22 protein-coding genes are annotated in these 23,154 nt (G+C 66.5%); 12 read left to right on the top strand and 10 right to left on the bottom strand.

Annotation, left to right across the window (positions count from 1 at the left end; translation table 11 throughout):
* Window positions 1–77: 77 nt before the first annotated feature.
* Window positions 78–3,542 carry an efflux RND transporter permease subunit gene (locus AC1M0F_RS14900; protein WP_480239045.1) on the bottom strand — a complete coding sequence of 1,155 codons (3,465 nt, stop codon included), beginning with the start codon at window positions 3,540–3,542 and terminating at the stop codon, window positions 78–80.
* Window positions 3,543–3,690: 148 nt separating this feature from the next.
* On the bottom strand, window positions 3,691–5,121 hold the full coding sequence (gene yczR, locus AC1M0F_RS14905; RefSeq protein ID WP_480239046.1) for a MocR-like transcription factor YczR: 1,431 nt from the start codon (window positions 5,119–5,121) through the stop codon (window positions 3,691–3,693).
* Between the two features lie 62 nt (window positions 5,122–5,183).
* On the opposite strand from yczR, the gene yczE reads away from it, so the two are divergent.
* Entirely contained in the window at window positions 5,184–5,837 is a 654-nt protein-coding gene (yczE, locus tag AC1M0F_RS14910) for a membrane protein YczE (RefSeq protein ID WP_480239047.1), read from the top strand.
* Between the two features lie 85 nt (window positions 5,838–5,922).
* On the opposite strand, the gene AC1M0F_RS14915 is transcribed toward yczE, so the two are convergent.
* On the bottom strand, window positions 5,923–6,666 hold the full coding sequence (locus AC1M0F_RS14915; RefSeq protein ID WP_480239048.1) for a MerR family transcriptional regulator: 744 nt from the start codon (window positions 6,664–6,666) through the stop codon (window positions 5,923–5,925).
* Between the two features lie 143 nt (window positions 6,667–6,809).
* Between AC1M0F_RS14915 and AC1M0F_RS14920 the strand changes: the two genes are divergently transcribed.
* From AC1M0F_RS14920 to AC1M0F_RS14940, 5 genes are all read left to right on the top strand, one after another.
* Window positions 6,810–7,109, top strand: a complete 300-nt coding sequence (locus tag AC1M0F_RS14920) for a rhodanese-like domain-containing protein (protein ID WP_480239049.1) — start codon at window positions 6,810–6,812, stop codon at window positions 7,107–7,109.
* A 123-nt stretch (window positions 7,110–7,232) separates the two neighbouring features.
* The gene (locus tag AC1M0F_RS14925) at window positions 7,233–8,096 is read left to right on the top strand and encodes a DUF4097 family beta strand repeat-containing protein (RefSeq protein WP_480239050.1); all 864 of its coding nucleotides are present in this window, start codon (window positions 7,233–7,235) and stop codon (window positions 8,094–8,096) included.
* The gene (locus AC1M0F_RS14930; RefSeq protein WP_480239051.1) at window positions 8,093–8,719 is read left to right on the top strand and encodes a PadR family transcriptional regulator; all 627 of its coding nucleotides are present in this window, start codon (window positions 8,093–8,095) and stop codon (window positions 8,717–8,719) included. Before AC1M0F_RS14925 ends, AC1M0F_RS14930 begins: the two co-directional genes overlap by 4 nt.
* A gap of 84 nt (window positions 8,720–8,803) precedes the next feature.
* On the top strand, window positions 8,804–10,876 hold the full coding sequence (locus tag AC1M0F_RS14935; RefSeq protein ID WP_480239052.1) for an APC family permease: 2,073 nt from the start codon (window positions 8,804–8,806) through the stop codon (window positions 10,874–10,876).
* A gap of 165 nt (window positions 10,877–11,041) precedes the next feature.
* Window positions 11,042–11,236 carry a DUF3073 domain-containing protein gene (locus tag AC1M0F_RS14940; RefSeq protein WP_196833165.1) on the top strand — a complete coding sequence of 65 codons (195 nt, stop codon included), beginning with the start codon at window positions 11,042–11,044 and terminating at the stop codon, window positions 11,234–11,236.
* An 18-nt stretch (window positions 11,237–11,254) separates the two neighbouring features.
* Here AC1M0F_RS14940 and AC1M0F_RS14945 read toward each other — a convergent pair whose 3' ends face one another.
* From AC1M0F_RS14945 to AC1M0F_RS14965, 5 genes are all read right to left on the bottom strand, one after another.
* Window positions 11,255–11,599, bottom strand: coding sequence for a TIGR02611 family protein (locus AC1M0F_RS14945; protein ID WP_480239053.1), 345 nt, complete (start codon window positions 11,597–11,599; stop codon window positions 11,255–11,257).
* A 33-nt stretch (window positions 11,600–11,632) separates the two neighbouring features.
* Entirely contained in the window at window positions 11,633–11,791 is a 159-nt protein-coding gene (locus tag AC1M0F_RS14950; RefSeq protein WP_480239054.1) for a hypothetical protein, read from the bottom strand.
* 141 nt (window positions 11,792–11,932) lie between these two features.
* Window positions 11,933–13,390: an amidophosphoribosyltransferase gene (purF, locus tag AC1M0F_RS14955; protein ID WP_480239055.1), complete on the bottom strand. Its 1,458-nt coding sequence runs from the start codon at window positions 13,388–13,390 to the stop codon at window positions 11,933–11,935.
* Between the two features lie 30 nt (window positions 13,391–13,420).
* The gene (gene purM / locus AC1M0F_RS14960; RefSeq protein ID WP_480239056.1) at window positions 13,421–14,542 is read right to left on the bottom strand and encodes a phosphoribosylformylglycinamidine cyclo-ligase; all 1,122 of its coding nucleotides are present in this window, start codon (window positions 14,540–14,542) and stop codon (window positions 13,421–13,423) included.
* The gene (locus tag AC1M0F_RS14965; RefSeq protein WP_480239057.1) at window positions 14,539–15,018 is read right to left on the bottom strand and encodes a hypothetical protein; all 480 of its coding nucleotides are present in this window, start codon (window positions 15,016–15,018) and stop codon (window positions 14,539–14,541) included. The genes purM and AC1M0F_RS14965 overlap by 4 nt, the downstream gene beginning before the upstream one ends.
* A gap of 81 nt (window positions 15,019–15,099) precedes the next feature.
* On the opposite strand from AC1M0F_RS14965, the gene AC1M0F_RS14970 reads away from it, so the two are divergent.
* Window positions 15,100–15,903 carry an EI24 domain-containing protein gene (locus tag AC1M0F_RS14970; RefSeq protein ID WP_480239058.1) on the top strand — a complete coding sequence of 268 codons (804 nt, stop codon included), beginning with the start codon at window positions 15,100–15,102 and terminating at the stop codon, window positions 15,901–15,903.
* A gap of 52 nt (window positions 15,904–15,955) precedes the next feature.
* Here AC1M0F_RS14970 and AC1M0F_RS14975 read toward each other — a convergent pair whose 3' ends face one another.
* Window positions 15,956–16,324, bottom strand: coding sequence for a sterol carrier family protein (locus AC1M0F_RS14975; RefSeq protein WP_480239059.1), 369 nt, complete (start codon window positions 16,322–16,324; stop codon window positions 15,956–15,958).
* 19 nt (window positions 16,325–16,343) lie between these two features.
* Between AC1M0F_RS14975 and purD the strand changes: the two genes are divergently transcribed.
* Window positions 16,344–17,633, top strand: a complete 1,290-nt coding sequence (purD, locus tag AC1M0F_RS14980; protein ID WP_480239060.1) for a phosphoribosylamine--glycine ligase — start codon at window positions 16,344–16,346, stop codon at window positions 17,631–17,633.
* A 93-nt stretch (window positions 17,634–17,726) separates the two neighbouring features.
* Here the strand turns inward: purD and AC1M0F_RS14985 are convergent, their stop codons facing one another.
* Complete coding sequence (locus tag AC1M0F_RS14985; protein WP_480239061.1) at window positions 17,727–18,416, bottom strand: FadR/GntR family transcriptional regulator; 690 nt, start codon at window positions 18,414–18,416, stop codon at window positions 17,727–17,729.
* Window positions 18,417–18,659: 243 nt separating this feature from the next.
* Here AC1M0F_RS14985 and AC1M0F_RS14990 point away from each other — a divergent pair, with 243 nt between their 5' ends.
* From AC1M0F_RS14990 to AC1M0F_RS15005, 4 genes are all read left to right on the top strand, one after another.
* The gene (locus tag AC1M0F_RS14990; protein ID WP_480239062.1) at window positions 18,660–19,889 is read left to right on the top strand and encodes an aminotransferase class V-fold PLP-dependent enzyme; all 1,230 of its coding nucleotides are present in this window, start codon (window positions 18,660–18,662) and stop codon (window positions 19,887–19,889) included.
* 66 nt (window positions 19,890–19,955) lie between these two features.
* The gene (locus AC1M0F_RS14995; RefSeq protein WP_480239063.1) at window positions 19,956–21,254 is read left to right on the top strand and encodes an ABC transporter substrate-binding protein; all 1,299 of its coding nucleotides are present in this window, start codon (window positions 19,956–19,958) and stop codon (window positions 21,252–21,254) included.
* 14 nt (window positions 21,255–21,268) lie between these two features.
* Window positions 21,269–22,249 carry a carbohydrate ABC transporter permease gene (locus tag AC1M0F_RS15000; RefSeq protein ID WP_480239064.1) on the top strand — a complete coding sequence of 327 codons (981 nt, stop codon included), beginning with the start codon at window positions 21,269–21,271 and terminating at the stop codon, window positions 22,247–22,249.
* Window positions 22,246–23,082 (top strand): carbohydrate ABC transporter permease, encoded by an 837-nt coding sequence (locus AC1M0F_RS15005; RefSeq protein ID WP_480239065.1) that lies wholly within the window; start codon window positions 22,246–22,248, stop codon window positions 23,080–23,082. The genes AC1M0F_RS15000 and AC1M0F_RS15005 overlap by 4 nt, the downstream gene beginning before the upstream one ends.
* Window positions 23,083–23,154: the final 72 nt, after the last annotated feature.

Here is a 23,154-nt window from a genome sequence, read left to right on the forward strand (position 1 = left end):
AGGTACGCCGGGTGAGTGCGTCCGGAACGGGTGAGTGGACCGTGGAACGGGTGGCGACACCGGAACGGATGCTGTCGCTAGGCCTCGACCGCGGCGTCCCGCGCCGCCCGGCGGGCGAGTCTGCGCTCGCGGGCGCCCTCGACGAGGTTGTACAGCGTCGGAAGCACGATCAGGGTGAGGAAGGTCGACGACACGAGTCCGCCGATCACGACGATCGCGAGCGGCTGCGAGATGAACCCGCCACTTCCTGTGAGCCCGACGGCCATCGGCACGAGCGCGAAGATCGTGGCGAGCGCGGTCATGAGGATCGGGCGGAGCCTGCGACTCGACCCGTGCCTCACCGCCTCGACGACGCTCATGCCGCGGTCGCGGTACTGGTTGACGAGGTCGACGAGCACGATGGCGTTCGTCACGACGATGCCGATGAGCATCAGCACACCGATGAGGGATGCCACACCGAGCGGGACGCCCGTGATCACCTGCAGCCCGATCGCACCCGTCGCCGCGAACGGGATGGACACGAGGAGGAGCAGAGGCTGACGGAGCGACCTGAAGGTCGCCACCATCACGACGTAGACGATGAGGATGGCGGCGAGCATGGCCAGTCCGAGCTGCTGGAACGCCGTGGACTGGTCGGCAGTGACGCCGCCCAGGCTCGCGGTCGCTCCGCCAGGTAGGTCGAGCGAGGCGACGGCCTCTGACACCTCGGCGCTTGCGGTGCCGATGTTGTCGCTGGACGGCGTGATCGACACGGTGGCCGAACGCTGGCCGCGGACGGTGGTGATCGACGACGGGCCGTCGACCTCGCTGACCGTGGCGAGCGAGTCCAGACGGACCGGTCCGAGCACGGTGGGCACGGTGAGCGCCGCGAGTTCGGCGATCGTCGTCGGCGGGGTCTCGGCGGCGATGTAGATCGTCACCGTGGTCTCGTCGATGACGATCGTGCCCGCTGTGGCCGGCTGCATGGCCGCGGACACGAGGCTTCCGAGGGCGACCTCGGAGTAGCCAGCCTCAGCGGCGTCCAGCCTGTCGACCTCGACCGCGATGTACGGCCGCGACTCGCTGAGGTTGTTGGTGACCTGGCGCATGCTCCCGAGGTCCTCTGCGGCCTCTGTCACGGCATCCGTCGCCTCGCGCAGGATCTCCTGCGTCGGTGCGGTGATGTCGATGTCGATGTCGCTCGACGCTCCGAAGCCTCCGGCAGAGGCGACCTCGATCTCGCCTGCGCCTTCGATGTCGGCGAGTTCGGTGCGCACCTCCGCCTGCAGGGCTTCCTGGTCGGCGTTCTCATCGGTCGTGATCGAGTAGGTGATGCTCCCTGAACCGCCACCGACGAAGGCGTCACGCAGCGCGCTGCCAGACGATCCGATGGACAGCTGGACGATCTCGATGCCGTCGATGTCGCGGAGGACATCCTCCACCTGCGTTGCTGCGGCATCCTGGGCTTCGAGGCTGGTGCCGACCGGGAGCTTCTGTGACACGGTGAGCGTGTTCTGCCCGGAGTCGCCGAGGAAGTTGGTCTTCATGAACGGCACGAGCGCGACCGTGCCCGCGAGCACGAGAACGGCGAGCAGGATCGTCACGACGGAGTGCTTGAGGGTCCAGTTGATGACCGGGAGGTAGCCCTTCTGCAGCCGGGTGGGGTGCTCGAGCTCATCCTCGTCCTCCATGCCCGTCTTGCGCGCCCGCCTGGTGCCCGGTGCGGCGACCGCCGCGACGACGGGGGCTTCGGCGGGGGCGGCAGCCGGCTCGGCGGGAGCCTGATCCGCGACGAGCACAGCGGCCTCAGCGCGCTCAGGACGCTCGGGGGCGACCAGGTACTTCGCGTCGACGATCGCAGGGGATGCCGAGACGCCAGCTGGCAGTGTGCGTTCAGGAACCGGGATGCTCTCCGGTTCGTCGGCGACGTCGACCGGCGTCGCAGCGGCAGCCCGTGCGGCAGCGGCATCAGCCCTAGCCGCCTTCCTGGCGTCTGCTCGGGACACCTTCGCCGGGCGTACATCCGCCGGGCGTACATCCGCCGGAGCCGTCGCTGCCTTTGCCGCCTTGGCTCGGAGGAACCAGTACGCCAGCACGGGGACGATCGTCAGCGAGACGAAGAGGGAGGCGACCAGCGCGATCGTCACGGTGAGCGCGAACGGCCGGAACAGCTCGCCGGTCATGTCGCCGACGAAGGCCAGCGGCAGGAACACGGCCACAGTGGTGATCGTGGATGCGGTGATCGCCCCGGCGACCTCACGCACAGCGGTGATGATGGAGAAGGCGCGCCCGTCCGGGCTCCTGTCACGGGCCGCGGTCATGTGCCGCTTGATGTTCTCGATGACGACGATGGAGTCGTCGACGACCCGGCCGATCGCGATGGTGAGCGCGCCGAGGGTGAGGATGTTGAGCGTGTACCCGGTCGCCTGCAGCCCGATGAACGTGATGAGCACCGATGTCGGGATCGAGATGGCCGTCACGAGGGTGGCGCGGATGTCGAGCAGGAAGATCAGGATGATGAGCACGGCGAACGCGAGGCCGAGCAGCCCCTCTGTGGCGAGCGACTCGATCGATTCCTCGATGTACGGAGCCTGGTCGAAGACGACCACCAGCTCGACGTCGGAACCGAGGGCCTCTTCGAGGTCCGGGATGAGCGCGCGGACGCCGTTCGAGACCTCCACGGTGTTCGCGGCAGGAAGCTTGGTCACGGCGATGGTCAGTGCCGGCTCGCCGTTGACGCGGGAGATGCTCGTCACCGGGTTGTCGGTCAACGCGACGGCTGCCACGTCGCCGATGACGACGACCTCGCCCGGTTCCGTCTGTCCGACGAGGGGCAGCGCGGCGATGTCGTCGACCGAACCGAGTTTGGATCCCGTCTGCACGGCGAAGGTGCTGTCGTCCTCGGTGATCTGCCCGGCTGGGAGCAGCACGCCGTTCTGCTGAAGGGTCCGGCTGATCGCCGTCGAGGTGAGACCGGCATCCTGAAGCCGGGAGTCATCAGGGGTGATGGTGACCCTCTGGCCGACGTCGCCGACGAGAGCGGCTTCGCGCACGCCGTCCACGTCCTCGATGTCAGGGACGGCGGTCCGGCTGAGCGCCTCGGAGAGGGCGTCGGTGTCGTCGCCGCTACCGGTGGCGGCGATCTGCAGGACCGGGAGGTCGTCGAGGCTTCCTGAGAGAACCTGCGGGTCGACGTCCGCAGGAAGCTGCGACTTGATCCTGTTGATGGCCTGGTTGATCTTCTGCTCGGCCGTGGCCAGGTTGGTGCCGTAGGTGAAGGTCGCCGAGATGAGGCTCAGGTCGGTCGAGGATGTCGCGCTCGTCGATTCGAGACCGGCGACACCCTGGATCGCGGTTTCGATGGGCGTGGAGACGTCGTCGTTGACGACCTCCGGCGCTGCACCGGGGTAGTTGGTCACGATCGCCAGCTGCGGGAACTGCACGCTCGGGGCGAGCTCCTGCTTGAGGCTGACCAGCGCGATCCCGCCGAACACCGCTGCGACGATCGTGACAAGGGCGATGAGCGCCCGGTTTCTCATGCTGAGGACGGCGAGAGCGTGCACGGGTCTCCTGAAGACGATGCGATGGATGCCGCGAGCGCGACGAGCGAGACGGATCTGCGCCGCTCAACCAGTGAAATTCTGTCACAGTCCCACCGCTCTCAGGCACGGATTCGCGGCGAAACTCCAGCCTCAGATGAAGGGGCAGCTATCAGACGACTCCGGCGAGCAATGCGGAGTCAGGGACGGGCGCTCGCATGATCGATTGCCACGCGGTCGCGAGCGCATCGATGGCCGCTTCGGTGTCTGCCACCGGGTAGGTGATCGGGATGCGGATAAACCGCTCGAACGCCCCGTCGATGCCGAATCTCGGCCCGGCGGCGATGAGCAGACCCTGGCTGCGGGCCGCGAGGGCGAGTTGTGAACTGACCGGGGCGCCGAGTCCCACCCAGGCCGCGAGTCCGCCGGAGACGTGCGGCACCTCCCAGTGGGGCAGTCGCTCCGCCAGGAGCCGTTCGACACGATCCCGTGTGGCGCCGAGCTGTTCACGCCGGGTACTGAGGATGTCGGCCATCTCGGGCAGGAGCTCCAGCACGGTGAGCTGCTCGAGCACGGGAGTGCCGAGGTCTCCGACCGATCGCGCCGCGACGAGTTTGCGGATGACGCCGCGGTCGGCGCGGATCCAGCCCAGCCGCAGCCCGCCCCACGCGGTCTTGCCCACGGACCCCACCGTGAGGATCTTCGCCCCGGCGTCATCCGACGCCGCGAACGGGAGGAACGGTGTTCCGCTGTCGATGTCGAGTTCTGCCGTGGTCTCGTCGATGACGAGCACGGTGCCCTGCCTCGCGGCCGCCCGGCAGACGCGCCTGCGGGCGTCGACGGACATCGTGGCGCCGGTCGGGTTGTGGAAGTCGGGCATCAGATAGGCGATCGTCGGCGACGACCGGTCGATCGCCTGCTCGAGGTCGTCGGTGTTCCAGCCGTCTTCGGCGGTGACGGCGACAGGAACGAGACGCGCTCCGGCCGAACGCAGCGCGTCGTGGGCGTGGGGGTACGTCGGATGCTCGATCACGGCCCGGTCCCCGCGGGAGAGATGCGTTCGCGCGATCACCCCGATGGCGTGCTGCGCTCCCAGCGTCACCATGATCTCGTCCGGCGAGGTGGGCAGCCCGGCGTCGATGTACCGGTCGGCGATCGCCGCCCGGAGCTCTGGCAGGCCGATGGTGTCGTAGTCGAACCCGTCGACGTAGTGGATGAGCCTGGCGGCGGCGCGCTGGGCGGCTTCGGTCACCTGTGGAACCGCGGGGAGGGCCGCCTTGCTGAAGTCGAGGTAGCCGGGGCTCGTCGCCGGGCCGGGGCCGGGGCGCACACCGGGAAGCTGGGCGACGCTGCCAGACCCGCGGACACTCTCGAGGTAGTCGCTGTCCCGCAGTTCCCGGTATGCGGCGGTGACGGTCGTCCGGCTGACGTCGAGACGCTCGGCGAGGTCGCGTTCGGCCGGCAGTCTGGTGTCGGCAGGGATGCGACCGTCGAGGATGAGCAGGCGGATGCGATCGGCCAGGCTCCGGTAGGCGGCGTCGTCTGTGCGCCAGCGACCGAGGAGCGCCGCGAGCGCGCGAGCCGTGATGTGGACCTCTGCCATGAGGCCACTATAGGCAGATTGGCCTCTTGATAGAAGGCCAATTATCAAATTGGATTGGACATATGATTCGCCGCACCGTCCAATTGTTGATTGGCCTCCTGCTTTACGGCGTCGCGCTCGCCCTGATCGTCCGCGCCGCCATCGGCGTTGCCCCGTGGGACGTGCTCACCCAGGGCGTCTCGCTGAAGACCGGCTGGGGCTTCGGTGTGATCACGATCGTCGTCGGCGCCGTCGTCCTCCTGTTCTGGATCCCGCTCAAGCAGAAGCCGGGCGTCGGCACCGTCCTGAACGTGCTGCTCGTCGGTCCCGCCGCGGACCTGGGGCTCTGGCTCATCCCGGCAGACCTCGACCTGTGGGTGCGGATCCTGCTGTTCCCGGCCGGCCTGTTCGTGCTCGCCCTCGCCACCGGCCTCTACATCGGGGCGCGTTTCGGACCCGGCCCTCGTGACGGGCTGATGACCGGCATCCACGAACGCACCGGCTGGCCGATCTGGGTCGGACGCACGGGCGTCGAACTCGTGGTGCTCGCGGCCGGATGGATCCTCGGTGGGAACGTCGGAGTCGGCACCGTGCTCTTCGCCCTCCTCGTCGGGCCACTCTGCAACATCACGATCCCGTGGTTCCGGATCACGCTGCCGGGTGACGTCGTCACAGATGACCGCCTCGAAGGGTCGGTCGAACCGAGCGAACCTCTCGTGGACTCCCCCGCCAACTAGCCTGACGGGCGAGTTCTCGGCGACGCCGACCTGCGAGGCGACAGTCGCGGCATCCGCCCCTGAGGACGGATGCCGCGACACCGGACTAGAGGTTTCGTTCGGCGTACACCGCGAGGGTGTCGCGCACGAACTCAGCGCCCTTGAGGCCGCCATAGTTCGCTCCGAAACGCTCGTCAGCCACGTACATCTCGCCGAGCCCTGTGACATATTCCTTCACAGCGCCTGGGGTTCCGGGGATCGCCGCCAGCCACTCGACGTGGCGCCTGGCGATCGCCTGCGCCTCGTCACTCTCGGGGGCGATTCCGGATTCTGCTGCCGAGATCCAGTCGGTGCCGAGCGTCGAGGCTCGCGCCTTCCACTCGGCCTTCTCGGAATCGGTCATCGAACGCCACCAGGAGTCGCTCCTGGCGTAGGCGTCCTTGCCCCAGCGTTCCTCGACCTCGTCCTTGTACTGCGTGTGGTCGAAACCATCGAACATGTTCTCTGCCATCAGTTGTTCACCTCCTTCCAGTTTGTTGAGGGTGTCCTCCACCGCAGCGATCTGCAGCGTGAGGCGGTCCTGTTCCCGTCGCAGCCAGTCGAGGTGGGTGCGTAACGCGCCCGTCTGGTCGGCTGACTGGGCCAGCACATCGGCGATGGCGGGGAGGCCGAGCCCGAGGTCCCGCAGCAGGAGGATTCTCTGCAGACGCACCAGTGCGTCTGCGTCGTAATAGCGGTAGCCGTTTGGACCGATCCTCGACGGCTCGAGCAGCCCGACATCGCCGTAGTGCCGCAACGCGCGGCTCGTCGTGCCTGCGTGACGGGCGATCTCCTGAATGGACCAGTCCATGCGGCCTCCTTCCTCGGGGTGTGATCCCACGCTAAAGGTTGACGCTGCGTCAATGTCAAGTAGAGATCCAGCCTCGAATTGCGGATGCCGTTGCTGTGCCGAATAATCGCTCCCACACGCTTCCGCTCTCCGATTGGACCGCAATGGACACCATCACCGTCGCCGACCTCGCCCAGCTCCCCGACGCCGCGATCATCGACGTGCGCGAGCCGGACGAGTTCAGCCTTCTCCGAGCCGTCGGCGCCGTCAGCATCCCGATGAGCCAGTTCGTCGACCGCGTCGACGAGCTGCCTGCGGACCAGACGCTCTACATCATCTGCGCGTCAGGGGTCAGGAGCGCGAGTGTCGTCGGCTACCTCGGAGGCCGGGACTACCGCGCAGTGAACGTCGAAGGCGGCACATACGCCTGGCGGGATGCCGGACTGCCCATCAGCGAGGGCTGAGTTTCCTGAGCGTTCCTCGAGAGGGTCTTGCTCTTCTTCCAAACGCGATATATCGTGAATTTGAGAAATCGCGATATATCGTGATCCGCGACCGGTCTCCGACCGGCAGGAGAAGGAAGAGCAATGGCACTGGAAAAATGGATCGTGCTCCCCGGGGAGTCACGTGTCATCGACATCGAGCTGGTCCGCAAACTCAAGGTCGGCCTCATCGGCGGCCAGATCGACATCATCGGTCACGATGAGCAGTCCGCGCGCGTCGAAGTTCACAGCGTATCCGGGAAGGATTTGAAGATCTCGATCGACGGAGACGTCCTCGAGATCGACCACCCGCAGCTCGGCTGGGAGAACTTCCTCGACGTCTTCAAGTCGTTCGGGCAGAACTCCGCGAAGGCGGAGATCAGCGTTCTCGTTCCTCGCAGTGTCGCCCTGACCTTCGGCATGGTCTCGGCGAGCGCCCTCATCTCAGGGCTCGAGACGAGTGCCAGCCTGTCGACGGTGACGGGAGAGCTCCAGGTGGAGGGCGTGACAGGCGACCTCGATCTCAAGAGCGTCTCAGGCGAGATCAGCGTGCAGTCGCACACCGGGGCGATCAACGCTCACACCGTATCTGGCGACATCACCGCTTCAGGCAACATCACATCGCTCTCGAGCGATGGTGTCTCTGGCGATGTCTTCATCGATGCACTCGGCCACACCGACCGGATCTCCACAAACACGGTGTCAGGCAACCTCACCGCGCGCCTCGCCGCGGATGTCGGTACGAGGTACGTCGTCAACACGGTCTCAGGGACCCTTCAACTCGACAACTCCGTGATCAAGGGAACGAGGGGCCGCGGCTTCAAGAGCACGACGGAAGGAGATGGCAACTTCTACTCCGATGTCATCGCCAACTCGGTCTCGGGGAACGTCACAGTGATTCGCCGCTCAGACGACGCCCCGGCGGACGACGACGCCGACGCCGCCTTCAGCACAGGTGGCCTGGCATGACCCCCGTCTTCAGCCACGGGAGCCTCCGCCTCTACTTGCTCAGCCTTCTGGCCGAAGGGCCCAAACACGGCTACGAGTTGATCCAGTCGCTGTCCGACCGCTTCGGCGGGACCTACTCTCCGAGCGCGGGAACGATCTACCCCCGACTGGGCAAGCTGGAGGACGAGGGACTCGTCACCAAGGAGAGCGACGGCAGGAAGACCGTGTACTCGATCACCGATGCCGGGCGCCGTGAACTGGCAGACCGCCAGGGCGACCTCGACGCGATCGAACTCGAACTCACCGATTCGGTCCGCCGACTGGCCGACGAGGTGCGCACAGGGGTCACGGATGCCATGCGCAGCCTCAAGGCCGACCTCGCGTCTGCGGCACGCCAGGCGAAGCAGGGCTCGTCGAGCGCTCCGTTCGTCTCCACCGAAGCCCCAGACCCCCGGACGACGAGTCGCATCGCCCTCCACGACGCCGATGTGGTCATCTCCACGTTCCGGCAGCAGCTCCGCGCCGACCTCAGGACGCAGGTGCTGGCCGGGGCCCTGACCGACGCCACCGTCCGTCAGCTGCGCGACGACCTCGACCGCGTGAGAGACGGCATCCGGGCGACATTCGGCACGACCACGGAGTGACGTCCCCCCTGGTGTGGGCGGCCTGCAGCGGCCGCCCGCACCAGGGTTGGACTCCCTCGCTTGACAGCGCGCGGCGAAAGAGTAATGTTCTCGCTCGTGACTAATGAGGGTAAAGAACCCGGGTCTGACAGCCGAACGGCGAAACGCCTTCTCCTCGGCGAACCACTCCCCACAGACAAACTCGAAGGACAACTGCTCCCCAAGCGGCTCGCCCTCCCCATCTTCGCCAGCGACGCACTCTCGAGCGTGGCCTACGCGCCGCAGGAACTTTTGATGATCCTGATGCTCGGCGGGCTGGCGTTCCTGAGCTTCGCGCCCTGGGTCGCCGCGTGCGTGGTGATCCTCCTCGTCGTCGTCGTCGCCAGCTACCGGCAGCTGATCAAGGCGTACCCATCGGGCGGCGGGGACTACGAGGTCGCGCACAAGAACCTGGGCGAGAAGGCCGGCCTGGTCGTCGCCTCAGCGCTGCTCGTCGACTACGTCCTCACCGTCGCCGTCTCCGTGGCATCCGGTGTCGACAACATCATCTCGGCCCTCCCGGAATTGAACCCGTGGCGAATCGAACTCGCCGTCGGCTTCGTCCTGCTGCTCATGGCGGTCAACCTCCGCGGCGTCAGGGAGTCGTCCAAGGCCTTCGCTGTGCCGACATACCTGTTCATCGGCAGCGTCTTCGTGATGATCGTGGTCGGCCTCGGTCGCACGCTGCTGGGGGACGCACCCGTCGCCTCGAGCGCGGGGTTCACCGTCGAGGGCGAGGATCTCAGCCGAGCCGCCTTCGTCCTGCTGTTGCTCCGTGCCTTCTCCAGCGGCTGTAGCGCTTTGACCGGCGTCGAGGCCGTGTCGAACGGAGTGCCCGCGTTCCGCAAACCCAAGATCCGCAACGCACAGTCGACACTGGTCCTCATGGGAGGGACGGCCATCGTCCTCTTCGCCGGGCTCACCGCCGTCGCTCTCATCGCGCAGGTGCACTACGCCGAAAACGCCTGCGACCTCGTCGGCTTCGCGAACTGCGAGACCGCGCCGCAGCCGAGCCTCATGGCGCAGGTCGCTGCCGGCGTCTTCGGCCAGGGCAGCATCCTCTTCTTCGTGATCCAGGCGGCGACGGCGTGCGTTCTCCTCCTGGCCGCCAACACGGCGTTCAACGGGTTCCCGCTGCTGGGCGCAGTCCTCGCGCGGGACGGTTACGCACCGAAATCCCTGAACACCCGCGGCGACCGGCTCGTCTTCTCGAACGGGATGATCCTGCTCGGGCTGGCCGCATGCGCCATCCTCATCGTCTACCAGGCCAGCCTCACCCAGCTGATCCAGCTCTACATCATCGGCGTCTTCGTCTCCTTCACCCTGGGCCAGACCGGCATGGTGAGGCACTGGATCAGGATGCTTCGAGCCGGCGAAGGGAAACGTTCAGAGATCTGGCGAGGGCTCACCATCAATGCAGGAGGAGCGCTGCTCACCGCCGTGGTCCTGATCGTGGTCACCGTGACGAAGTTCACGCACGGTGCGTGGCTCGTCTTCGTGCTCATGCCGGTGCTGTACACCCTCATGCTCGGCGTGAACCGGTACTACCGCGATGTCGACAAGGAGATCGAGGTCGACGCCACGACCACGTTCGGCGCCGACGGCGACCACGCCATCGTGCTGATCGGCAAGATGCAGAAACCCGCCCTCAAGGCGCTGGACTACGCCATCGCCGCCAGGCACGAGTCGATCGCGGCCGTGCACGTCTCCACGGACGAGGATTCCACGCGGCTGCTGGAGCAGAAGTGGGCCGAGCAGGACATCCAGGTTCCGCTCGTCATCCTCGACTCGCCCTACCGCGACTACGCCGTTCCGATCATCAAATACATCAAGAAGTACCGCGACGAGCATGGTCCGACAGTCTTCACCGTCTACCTGCCGCAGTACATCGTCGGCCACTGGTGGGAATCGCTCCTCCACAACCGGCGGGCCAAGCGAGTACGCAACCAGCTCATGCTTGTGCACGGTGTGGCCATCGCGCTCGTGCCGTGGCTGCTCGACTCGTCCGAACTGATCTACGGCAGGCGCTCACGTCCGCTGCCAGGGCAGGAACGCCGCGGTGAGCCCGTCCGGCCGGTGAAACGGTCTCCGCATCCGTCTGCCGGCGAAGCAACGAGCGACCGCAGCGGCCCGAAGTAACGGAGCAGGCGAGCGAGCCAGCGACGATCGCCTTCACCCGCGTCGTCGGCCGTTCCGCTCGGGGCGCCATGCTAAGATCGAGGCTAGTCTTTATCGTTCCCTGGTGGGTGAAAACCATAGGGCGGATCTTCACCGCCCCGCTACTAATTCGTAAGGGGGTCTCGCATGGGGCGTGGCCGTCAGAAGGCAAAGCACACCAAGATCGCGCGTGAGCTGAAGTCGTTTAGTCCTGATGTGAACTACGACGCTCTTGAGCGCGAGCTCACGGGTCATTCGCACGACGACGCCTACAGCGACGAGGCCGCGAAATGGTCGGAGTACACCGACGACTATCCGGCAGGCGAACCCAAGCGGGCCTGACCTCGGGTTCTCCCTCCGCTAGGCAGACTCAGCCGACTTCGCTTTACGGGCGTTCCACCATGCCCAGAAGCGCGCCAGCATCCGCTTGAGGGCTCCGGCCGAGCGGCGCGCCCAGCTGAACTCAGTGCCGAGGATGGCGAGGCCGAGGAACACGATCAACCAGCCGGGCCCTGGAAGCGGGACCAGCAGAAGGCCGACCACGGCGATGCCGCCTCCGATGGTGCCGACGGCGAACCGGTATGCGGTCCGTAACCCCGGCCGCTTCTCGACCCACGCGCGGGCGGCCCTGAGCATCCGGCGAATCGGCCGGTCGGGGTTCTCACCCTCGGCGATCTCGCGGCTCAGCTCTCCTTCGGTGACCATGAGGTCACGTTATATCGCGAGTCTGGGTTTTTCCTACGAGGCGGTGGCGAGGACGACCACGATGATCGCGCTGGCGACGGCGAGGACGCCGGTGCCGCCGGCCACGGCCATCAGCAGCTCATCCCTGGCTCGCTGGCGGACCTCGCTGAACGCGCTCGCGCGCCGTTCGTTGTGTCGCGATAGCGCGCTCATTCTCGACCTCTCTTCGAGTTCGACTGTGCCACGAAGGCGCGGCGTTCACCGGAGCATTGACAACGGCACTCGCGTGGGATACGGCTCGCTCGAGTGGCCTCAGGCACGCCGAGCGAGCCACCACACCGTGTTCTGCTCTGGCTAGGAGAGCTGGTTGCGCTCGACCCACTCGAGGTATTCGGGGGTGACCGTGCCGGTGACGTACTCGCCGGTGAAGCAGCTCATCTCGAGGTCGGTCACGTTCGACCCCTGGATGATCGCCTGCTTCATGTCTTCGACCTCCTGGTAGATCAGGCGGTCGGCGCCGAGCTCGCGGCCGATCTCGGGAATCTTGCGGTTGTGCGCCACAAGTTCTGATCGCGAGGGCATGTTGATGCCGTAGACGTGCGGGTAACGGACGGGAGGTGCCGCCGAGGTGAACGTGACCTTGTTGGCACCTGCGGCCCGAGCCATGTCGACGATCTCCTTCGAGGTCGTCCCCCGCACGATCGAGTCATCGACGATGAGAATGTTCTTGCCCTTGAACTCGGTCGACATCGCGTTGAGCTTCTGCCTGACGCTCTTCTTGCGCTGCGCCTGCCCCGGCATGATGAATGTGCGGCCGACGTAGCGGTTCTTGTAGAAGCCCTCGCGGTATTCGATGCCGAGCTTCTGCGCCACCTGCATCGCCGCAGGGCGGGACGAATCGGGGATCGGCATGACGACGTCGATGTCCCCCATCGGCGTGTGCTCGGCGATCGTGCCGGCGAGACGGTCACCGAGCCGCAGCCGGGCCTCGTAGACCGAGATGCCGTTCATGACCGAGTCAGGGCGGGCGAGGTAGACGTATTCGAACGAGCACGGAACCAGCCGCGGGTTCTTCGCGCACTGGCGCGAGTACATCTCACCGGACGTGGTGATGAAGATGGCCTCGCCTGGCGCGACCTCGCGGACGACCTCGTAGCCGGCGCTCTCCAGGACGAGAGACTCGGAGGTGACGATCCACTCGTCGCCGACGAGGCCGGCCGAGCGGTGCCCGAGAATGAGGGGGCGGATGCCGTACGGGTCGCGGAACGCCAGCAGGCCGTGCCCGGCGATCATGGCGATCGCGGCGTATGAGCCTTCGACGCGCTCGTGGACCTGTGACACAGCGGTGAAGACCTGGTCAGGGTCGAGTTCGAGCCCGGTGATCTGCGACTGCAGCTCGGTGGCCAGAACGTTCAGCAGCATCTCGGTGTCGCTCGTCGAGTTCACGTGCCTACGGTCGATGTGGAAGAGATCGTCCGCGAGTTCACGGGTGTTCGTGAGGTTGCCGTTGTGCACGAGGATGATGCCGTACGGCGCGTTGACGTAGAACGGCTGGGCTTCCTGCTCGTTGTCCGCGACGCCCTTGGTGGCGTACCGAACATGGCCGAGGCCCATCTTTCCGAGGAGCGAACGCATGTCACGCGTCCTGAAGGCTTCGCGGACCTGGCCCTTGGCCTTGTGGATGTGGAACGTCGGGCCGTCAGCGGTGGCGATGCCCGTTGAGTCCTGGCCCCTGTGCTGCAACAGCAGCAGCGCGTCGTAGACCTGCTGGTTGACGGGCTCGGGTGAGACGATGCCGACGATGCCGCACATACCTAGCGGGCTCCTTGCGTTGCGGTGGTGTTAATGGGAGTAGCTTCCGACCAGGCGGACGGCGCCGCCGTCGACACCCTTAGCGCCCTGCTCGAAACCGGTGAGGTCACGGGCTCCGGTGTGAACGGTTCCGACCTGCCAGGCGGGGATGCCTCCTGCGGTGAGGTCGGCGGTGATCGCAGAAGCGGCATCCGCCCTGACGACCGCGAAGAAGCCGATCCCGAGGTTCCAGGTGCCTTCGGCGCTCTCCAGCGTCGAGGAGGCGAGGTCGCTCAGCGTGCGGAAGACTGGCGCAGGCGACCACGTGGTGCGGTCGACCTCGACCCAGCTCCCGGTCGGGAGGACGCGGGCGAGGTTCGCCGCGATGCCACCGCCGGTGACGTGCGAGAGCGAGTGGACGGCGCCGGGGTGCCTGCCGATGAGGTCGAGCAGCGGAGAGGTGTACAGGCGGGTCGGCTCGAGGAGCACTTCGCCGACGACCCCGCCGAGTTCAGCGGACGTGTCGGTGAACCCGATTCCGCGCTGCGCCAGGATGTGACGCACGAGCGAGTAACCGTTCGAATGGAGACCGGAGGATTCGAGCGCGATGACCGCGTCACCGTCCTCGACGAGGTGGGCACCGAGCAGTGCGTCCGCCTCGATGACGCCGGTGGCTGCGCCGGCAACGTCGTAGTCGTCAGGGCCCAGAAGACCGGGGTGTTCGGCCGTCTCTCCTCCGACGAGGGCCGTTCCCGTGGCCGAGCAGGCCCGGGCGATTCCGGCCACGATGTCGGCGATGCGCTGGGGGACGACCTTGCCGCACGCGATGTAGTCGGTCATGAACAGGGGCTTGGCACCGACGACGACGATGTCGTCGACGACCATGCCGACGAGGTCCTGGCCGATGGTGTCGTGCTTGTCGATCGCCTGCGCGATGGCCACCTTCGTGCCGACGCCGTCGGTCGATGTCGCGAGCAGCGGCCGGGTGTACGAGGTGAGGAAGGACACGTCGAACAGTCCGGCGAATCCACCGACGCCGCCGAGGACCTCGGGGCCGTGCGTGTTCGCGACAGCCGATTTCATCAGCGAGACCGCGAGATCTCCTGCGGCAGTGTCGACACCGGCCTGCCGATAACTCGTGGAGGAGTCCTCGGCCGGGGAGTGTGTGCTCACGCGTTGCCCTCGTTCGTGGTGTGGGTTGTCTGCGGGGGATTCTGCTCGATGGCCGACGCGGATGACGCTTCGAAGGCATCCGTCTCGACGGTCTCCAGGACCTCGGGGACCTCGCGCACGTCCACCCTATCTGCTTCGACCACCGTGCTTCTGCGGCTGTTCCTGCGGTCGAGCAGGATGGCGACGGTGAGTGCGATGGCGATTCCGACAACGAGCCCGATCAGCAGCAAGAAGCCGAAAATCTGGAGCTGCGAGTACTCAGCGAAACCGTTCGCGCGGGCGTACTCGGCGTCCGGCGGGATCGCCACGGTGAGCACGAAGGCCGCGATGGCGCCGAACAGCGCCCCGAGCAGGACGAAGTTGGCGAACTTCGGGGTGCGGCGCACGCGCACACTCTGCCTGCTGGCAGGCTGGCCGGATGGGGCAGGCGATACGGAGGGGGAGTCTGGCTCAGAGCGGGCTGGCTCAGTGTTCATACCTCTATTGTCCCTCATGAATCCGAACGCCGGCTCCGAGAGGCTGGACTGATCGAGGCGGGTGACGGCTAGCCTGTCAGGATGACGGGCGAGACGAAGAGCGGGTTCGTGGCCGGGTTCCTGATGGGAGTCCGGCTGCTCGGGCGCGGGTTCCGGCTCTGGGGGACGTCACCTCGGCTGATGCTCATCGGCGCGATCCCCGGCCTCGTCACGCTGGCGCTGTTCACCCTGGCCGTCGTGATCCTCGCCCTCAACCTCGAGAACCTCGCGAGAACCCTCACCCCGTTTGCCGAAGGCTGGGACGAGACCCTCCGTTCGGCCATCCGCCTGCTCGTCGCCGTCGCCCTCATCGCCGGGGAGACACTGCTGCTCGTCTACCTGTTCGCCGCCGTGACCCTGCTGATCGGCCAACCGTTCTTCGAGAAGATCTCCGAACGCGTCGAGGACTCACTCGGCGGTGTCCCCTCCGCCGTCGACGTGCCGTTCTGGCCGTCCATCGGTCGCGGCACCCTGGAGGCGCTGCGCGTCCTCGCGATCACGCTTGGCGTCGGGCTCTGCCTGCTCGTGCTCGGGTTCATCCCGGTGATCGGTCCGATCTGCGCCGCGGTCGTCGGGGCATTCACCGGAGGCTGGTTCCTCGCGCTCGAACTCACCACCGTGCCGTTCGAACGCCGCGGGCTGCGACTCGACGACAGGCGCAGGATGCTCCGCGCGCAACGGCCGACGACGCTCGGGTTCGGGGTCGCCGTGTTCCTGCTGTTCCTCCTGCCGCTCGGCGCCCTCGTCACCATGCCGGCCGCGGCTGCAGGGGCGACGCTGCTCGCCCGGCGTGCGCTCGGCGAGACCGACCGCCTGCCGGCCATCGCACCGCTCCCCCGCGCGTAACTCCCGCGGCTTTTCGCCGCCGCCCGGTCGTATCGACCGCGAATGGACGGAGTTATGCGCCCGCGCCGCGGATCACCGGGATGTGCCCGGACAGGTCGGCGCGCGCACCGGACGCCAGCACGGTTCCGGATGCCACGGCATCCGTCCACGACAACCGCCCGGTCGCGAGGGCGAGCCAGGTCTCGGCATCCGTCTCGACGACATTCGGCGGCGTGCCTCGCGTGTGTCTGGGGCCTTCGACGCACTGCACGGCCCCGAACGGAGGAACGCGGACCTCGAGTGTGTTGCCTGAGGAGCGTTCGGACAGGAGCTGCAGGGTGTACCGGACGGCCGCGGCGATCTCGTCGCGCGACGCCGCCTCGCGAACGGCCCTGTCGACCGCTTCGCGCCCAACGTCATCCGGAATACGGGCACGTGCCATGCGCTCTAGGCTAGTCCTCGTGAAGATCCTTGTCCTCGGTTCGGGCGCGCGCGAACACGCCATCATCCTGTCTCTCCTCGGCGAGGAGACTGACCACGAGATCGTCGCGGCCCCGGGGAACGCCGGAATCGCGCAGGTCGTCAGGACCGTCGACCTCGATCCGAACGACCCCGTCGCCGTCGCGAATCACGCCATCGCATCCGCCGTCGACCTCGTCGTCATCGGACCGGAAGCCCCCCTCGTCGCCGGCGTCGCCGACGAGCTGCGCGAACAGGGCATCCCCGTCTTCGGACCGGGGAAGGCCGCCGCCGAGCTCGAGGGATCCAAGACCTTCGCCAAGCGCATCATGGACACGGCTGGGGTCCCCACCGGACGTGCCCACAGGGCCGCGACGCTCGCCGATGCAGAGAAGGCCCTGGATCAGTTCGGTGCCCCATACGTCGTCAAGGCGGACGGCCTCGCCGCGGGGAAGGGCGTCCTCGTCACCACCGACCGCGCCGCAGCACTCGGCCACGCGAAGGCCTACCTCGAGCAGGGCAGCGTGCTCGTCGAGGAGTTCCTCGACGGCCAGGAGGTGTCGCTGTTCTTCGTGAGCGACGGACACACGGTCGTCCCGCTCTCCCCCGCCCAGGACTACAAGCGCCTCGGCGACGGCGACGCCGGGCCGAACACGGGCGGCATGGGTGCGTACTCACCGCTGCCCTGGCTCGACAAGGACTTCGGCGGCGAGGAGGCCTTCGTCGACGAGGTGCTCGAGACCATCGCCAAGCCGGTCATCGCGCAACTGGCCACGGAACAGACACCGTTCATCGGCCTGCTCTACGCCGGCCTCATCCTCACCTCCCGCCGTGACAGCAAGGCCGATCGCGGCATCCGGGTGATCGAATTCAACGCACGCTTCGGCGACCCGGAGACGCAGGTCGTGCTTCCTCGCCTGGTGACCCCGCTGTCCGCCCTGCTCTTCGCCGCGGCGACGGGCACGCTTGCGGGCCATGTCCTGCCGGCCTTCGCCGAGGCGAGCGCGGTGACCGTCGTGCTGGCCAGCGAGAACTACCCGGGCACTCCGCTCACCGGTCGCCCGATCACCGGACTGGCCGAAGCGGATGCCGTCGACGGCGTCCACATCGCGCACGCCGCGACCGGAATCGATGGCGACGACCTCGTGTCGACAGGTGGCCGCGTGCTCAGCGTCGTCGGAACGGGGACGACGTTCGCCCAGGCCCGCTCGCGCGCCTATGAGGCTCTCGGTCTCATCTCGCTCGACGGAGCACAGTTCAGGACGGACATCGCGGCGCGCGTCGCCGACTGAGGTCCGCACGAGAGTGCAGTTGAGCCCTCAAAACGTCCGTAGACCCGGGCCTTGGGTGCGTAACTGCGATCTCGCCGCGACGGAGCCGCGAGGTCAGCGCTCGGAGACCGGCGGCTGGTACAGGCGCAGCCAGACCTCGGTCTGCGCAACGTGGGCGGCGGCCGCGACAGACGCCGCGATCGGGTCCCGCGAGACGATGGCCTCGGCGATCGCCCGGTGGCCCTGGTCGCTGATCCGCTTCAACTCCGGGCCGTCGGGCAGCTCGAAGACCTGATACGCCCGCGAGCGCGAGCGGAAGACCCCGAGCAGCGCCATGAGAGTCGGATTCCCGCCCGTCGAGGCGATCGCCGCATGGAACTGGGCGTCGAGAGAGGAGGCGAGATCCGGGTCAGCTGTCGCCTCCATGGCCTCGATGAGGCCGAGGAGCTCCTCCTGCTCATCCGGCGTGATGCGTGCGGCAGCCTGTGCGGCGGCGTGTGCCTCCAGGACGCGCCTCAGCTCGTACATGTCGAGCAGCCCTGAGAGGGGAAGCAGGTCGACGGTCAGCGCGAGGCTTCCGACGATCTCCTCCGGCCTCAGCTGCGACACATAGGTGCCTGAGCCGTGCCTGGACTCGATGACACCGAGCGCCGAAAGCATCCGGACGGCCTCGCGGAGTGAGCCGCGGGAGACCCCGAGCTCTTCGCACAGCTCTGCCTCAGGCGGGAACTTCTGACTGGCGGCGAGACGCCCGGAGGCGATCATGTGCCGCAGCCCGTGGAACGCATCGTCGACGGCTGACATGTCTCGTTCCTCTCTGCCTCGAGGCGGTGGCCTGTGGACAGGCTAGTGGACCCGCACCGTGGACCGCGGATCGACGCTCACATCGCGTTCCGCAGATAAATCTCTAAGTCATTAGATGACTTTACGGCAAATTCGTCCTATGCTGCATATTCACGGCCCGGAAACAAAGATGTAATCCAAGTCATCTAATGTCTTCGTAGAGTCGACCCCACGACATCCGACGACAAGGAGACCCCAGGCACCATGAATTCCCCGCTTCTCGCCGCACCGGCTTCACTGCGCCTGCCCGACGGCGGTGCCGCGGCGAACGCGTGGACTCTCGATGAGACGTCCGTCCACATCAACCACGGATCGTTCGGTGCCGTGCCCCGCGTCACGCAGGACCTGCAGAACGCGCTCCGCGCCGAGATGGATGCCGCCCCCGTCGCCTGGTTCCCCGCACTGGCCGGTCTGGTCAAGGAGGCGCGCACGTCGATCGCAGACTTCCTCGACGTCGACCCCGGCCGCACCGCGCTCGTGCCGAACGCATCAGCGGGAGCGAGTGTCGTGTACTCCAGCCTCCCGGTGACGCGCGGCCTCGAGATCGTCGTGACCGACCACGGCTACGGCGCCGTCACGATGGGCGCCGAACGCCTCGCACGCCGGTGGGGTGGAACCGTGCGCACCGCCCACGTGCCGCTCGCGGCCACCGCCGCCGAAGCCCACGACGCGATCGTCGCCGAGTTCAGCGACCGGACCGCCCTCGTCGTCATCGACCAGATCACCTCGCCGACCGCCCGGGTGCTCCCCGTCGGGTCGATCTCCGCAGAAGCGAAGCGCCGCGGCATCCCCGTCCTCGTCGATGCCGCCCACGTGCCTGGGCTCTACGCGAATCCGACGGCGGGGATCGACTGCGACTTCTGGGTCGGCAACCTGCACAAGTTCGCCTGCGCACCGCGCGGGACGGCTGTGCTCGTCGCCCAGGGCGACCTCGCCGACGAACTGTATCCGCTCATCGACTCGTGGGGCGCCCCGTACGCGTTCCCCGAGCGCTTCGACACGCAGGGCACGCTCGACCTCACCAGCTACCTGGCCGCGCCCCGCTCGCTCGAGTTCATCGAGCAGACCTGGGGCTGGGACACGGCACGCGGATACATGTCCGACCTCGCCGACTACGCCGAGCACCGCATCGCCGACGCCTTCGGCGCCGTCACCGGCGAGGACCACCTCGTCGACGTCGGCATGCCGGTGAACGCGCTTCGGCTCGTCCGGCTGCCTGACGGAATCGCGGCCACCCACCCGACGGCAGACGCCCTGCGCGACCGCGTCGTCGACGAGCTGGGGATCGAAGGCGCGTTCACGAGCTTCGACGGCGTGGGCTATTACCGACTGTCGACGCACGTTTACAACACCGCCGCAGATTTCGACATCTTCGCTGAGCGTGCTGTTCCCGCGCTCCTCGAGTGGGCGCGGGAGGCGAGAACCGCGCCGTAATACGCACCACCGTTCCATCACATTCCGCACCACCCCACCATGAAAAACCATGAAAAGAGGAAAGCTGTGGCTATTCGAAAGTCATTCGCCGGGCTCGGGCTCGGTCTGACCGCCGCACTCGCACTGTCCGGATGCTCCGCAGACGCGGGAGACGGTTCCGTCACCCTGCAGATGGTCGAGTCCCTGACGAACCCGGCACGGACCGAGGTCCTCAAGGGACTTATCGCCAACTTCGAGGAGGAGAACCCGGATATCAACGTCGAGCTGGTGTCGCCTCCCACCGACCAGGCCGACCAGAAGATCCAGCAGATGCTCCAGGCGGGCAGCGGAGTGGATGTCGTCGAAGTGCGCGACATCACCGTGGGACCGTTCTCCACCAACGGCTGGCTCTCGGACATGTCCGGCGAGCTCGAGGACTGGGACGGCTGGGACAACCTCACCGAGAACGCGACCAAGTACGCGAAGAACGCCGACGGCGAAACCTTCTACGTGCCGTACGGTTTCTACGGCCTGAGCCTGTTCTACCGCACCGACCTCATCGAGGAAGCCGGCTTCGACGGCCCACCGGCCAGCTGGGATGACCTCCTCGAGCAGGCCACCGCGCTGCAGGACCCGTCGAAGAACCAGTTCGGCTACGCGTTCCGTGGCGGCACAAATGCCAACTCCAACGTCGTCGTGGCGATCGAGGCCTACGTGGCCGACCAGATCGACGAGGAGAACGCGTTCAAGCTCACCAACGGCGACACCATCTTCTCCGCGCCCGAGGCGAAGGACGCACTCGAGACCTACTTCGATCTCTTCGAAGAGGCATCCCCGCCGTCATCCGTCGCCTGGGGTTACCCCGAAATGGTCGAGGGATTCTCGAACGGGTCGACCGGCTTCCTGCTGCAGGACCCCGAGGTCATCGCGACCGTCGAGCAGTCGGACGCCATCACGGCCGACCAGTGGTCGACGGCTCCCCTCCTCGTCGGCCCGTCCGGCAAGGCCATCCAGCCGATGGCGACAGCGGGCTGGGGAACGGCTGAGTCCAGCGAGCACAAGGAAGAGGCAGCGAAGCTGATCTCCTTCCTGTCAGAGGGCGACGCGGCGACGACGTTCGCCGAGAAGAACAGCCTGGTTCCGATCCTCAAGGATGCCGCCGAGAGCGACTTCTACAAGACCGGCGCCTGGGCGAGCTACGTCACGATGAACGAGGACCCGGAGACCTGGATCTCCGCGGTCCAGCCTCGTGACTCCAGCTGGTGGACCGAGTGGATCCAGAAGTCCGACTCCGAAGTGCAGCAGGTGCTCATCGGCGAACTCACAGAGGACGAACTCCTCGAGAGCTGGGACGCGTACTGGACCGACAAGTGGAAGAACAGCTAGGTCGCTTTTCGCACATGACTCGATCACAGACAACAACCGTGGAGCGCCCGTCGAACCGGGCGGGCGCTCCCGCGGGGCCGGAGAACGGCATCCGCGCCGGATCACGCCGCACGTTCACGGTTCGCAAGGGTCTCTCGATCTTCGCGTTCCTCTCCCCCGCCCTGATCTTCGTCGCGATCTTCATCTACTATCCGATGATCCAGGGTTCGCAGATGGCGTTCCGCAACTGGAACCTCAACAACCTCACCGACACCGCGTGGGTCGGTTTCGGCAACTTCGAGAAGATCTTCGCCGACCCGGTGTTCTACACGGTTCTCGGCAACACCCTCGTCTGGGTGATCGGCTCGATCATCCCGCAGTTCATCCTCGGTTTCGCGATCGCGCTGTGGCTGCGCCGGAAGTTCCCGTTCCGCGGGCTCTACCAGGCCCTCATCTTCTTCCCGTGGGCGATCTCGGGATTCCTCATCGGCATCCTGTTCCGCTGGATGTTCAACAGCGAGTTCGGCGTCATCAACGACCTCCTCGCGAAGGCCGGTCTGATCGACACCCCGATCCCGTGGCTCGCCGACCCGAACACGGCCATGCTCGCCGTGACGATCGCCAACGTCTGGTACGGCGTCACGTTCTTTGCGATCATGATCCTCGCCGCGCTCCAGTCCGTCCCTGACGAACTGTTCGAAGCGGCCGCGCTCGACGGTGCAGGCAAGGTACGGATGCTGTTCCAGATCATGATCCCGTACATCCGGACGACGCTTGCGCTCACCGTCCTGCTGAGGGTGATCTGGATCTTCAACTTCCCCGACATCATCTGGGCGATGACCGGCGGTGGACCGGCGAACCAGACCCACATCGTGACGACGTGGATGATCAGCACCACGCAGCGTGGTGACTACGGCGTGGCATCCGCTCTCGGCCTCATCATCGTCGCGATCCTGATGGTCTTCTCCGCCTTCTACCTGGTCGCCATCCGAGAGAAGAAGGACGTGCTGTCATGATCAACCAGGAAACGATGCCTGCGCGGGTCACCCGCGTCCTCTTCCTCGGCGTGTGGCTGGTCATCACGGTGTTCCCGCTGTACTGGATCATCGTGACGAGCTTCAAGACGCCAGGTGCGATCTTCAGCTACCCGCTCACGTACTGGCCCGAAGTGTTCTCGATCGAGAACTACGTCGGCCTGTTCGAGAAGGCCCAGTTCGGCACGTACATCGTGAACAGCCTCCTCATCTCGACGGTGGCCGCCATCTTCGCGACGGTGATCTCGATGCTGTCCGCCTACGTGCTCGCCCGGTTCGACTTCCGGACCAAGGGCGCGCTGCTGATGGCGTTCCTCGTCACCCAGATGATTCCGTCGTTCATCGCTCTCGGGCCGCTCTACCTGATGATGGTGCAGCTGAAACTCGTCGACAACAAGTTCGGCCTCATCCTCATCTACATCGCCGTCTGCATCCCGTTCTCAACGGTGATGCTCCGCGGATTCTTCGCGAACGTTCCCGACGCGCTCGAAGAGGCGGCCATGATCGACGGATGCTCGCGGATCGGTGCGCTGTTCCGCGTCATCGTCCCCGTGATGAAGCCCGGGATCGTCGCCGCGTTCATCTTCAACTTCGTCAACTGCTGGAACGAACTGTTCCTCTCGGTGACCCTGATGAACAGCGACTCGAACAAGACCATCCCGACCGCGCTCAACGGCTTCATCTCGAGCTACAACATCGACTGGGGCTCCATGTCGGCTGCGGCCGTGCTGACGATCATCCCGACCATGATCCTGTTCGCCTTCGCGAGCAAATACATCGTGCAGGGCCTGACCGCGGGAGCGGTGAAGGGCTAGAGCCACGAGATGGCAGTTGCGCACCCAAGACCTCAGTCATCGAGGGTTGTGAGTGCGCAACTGCCATTTCAC

This window comes from Mycetocola sp. Y719 (assembly GCF_056713205.1).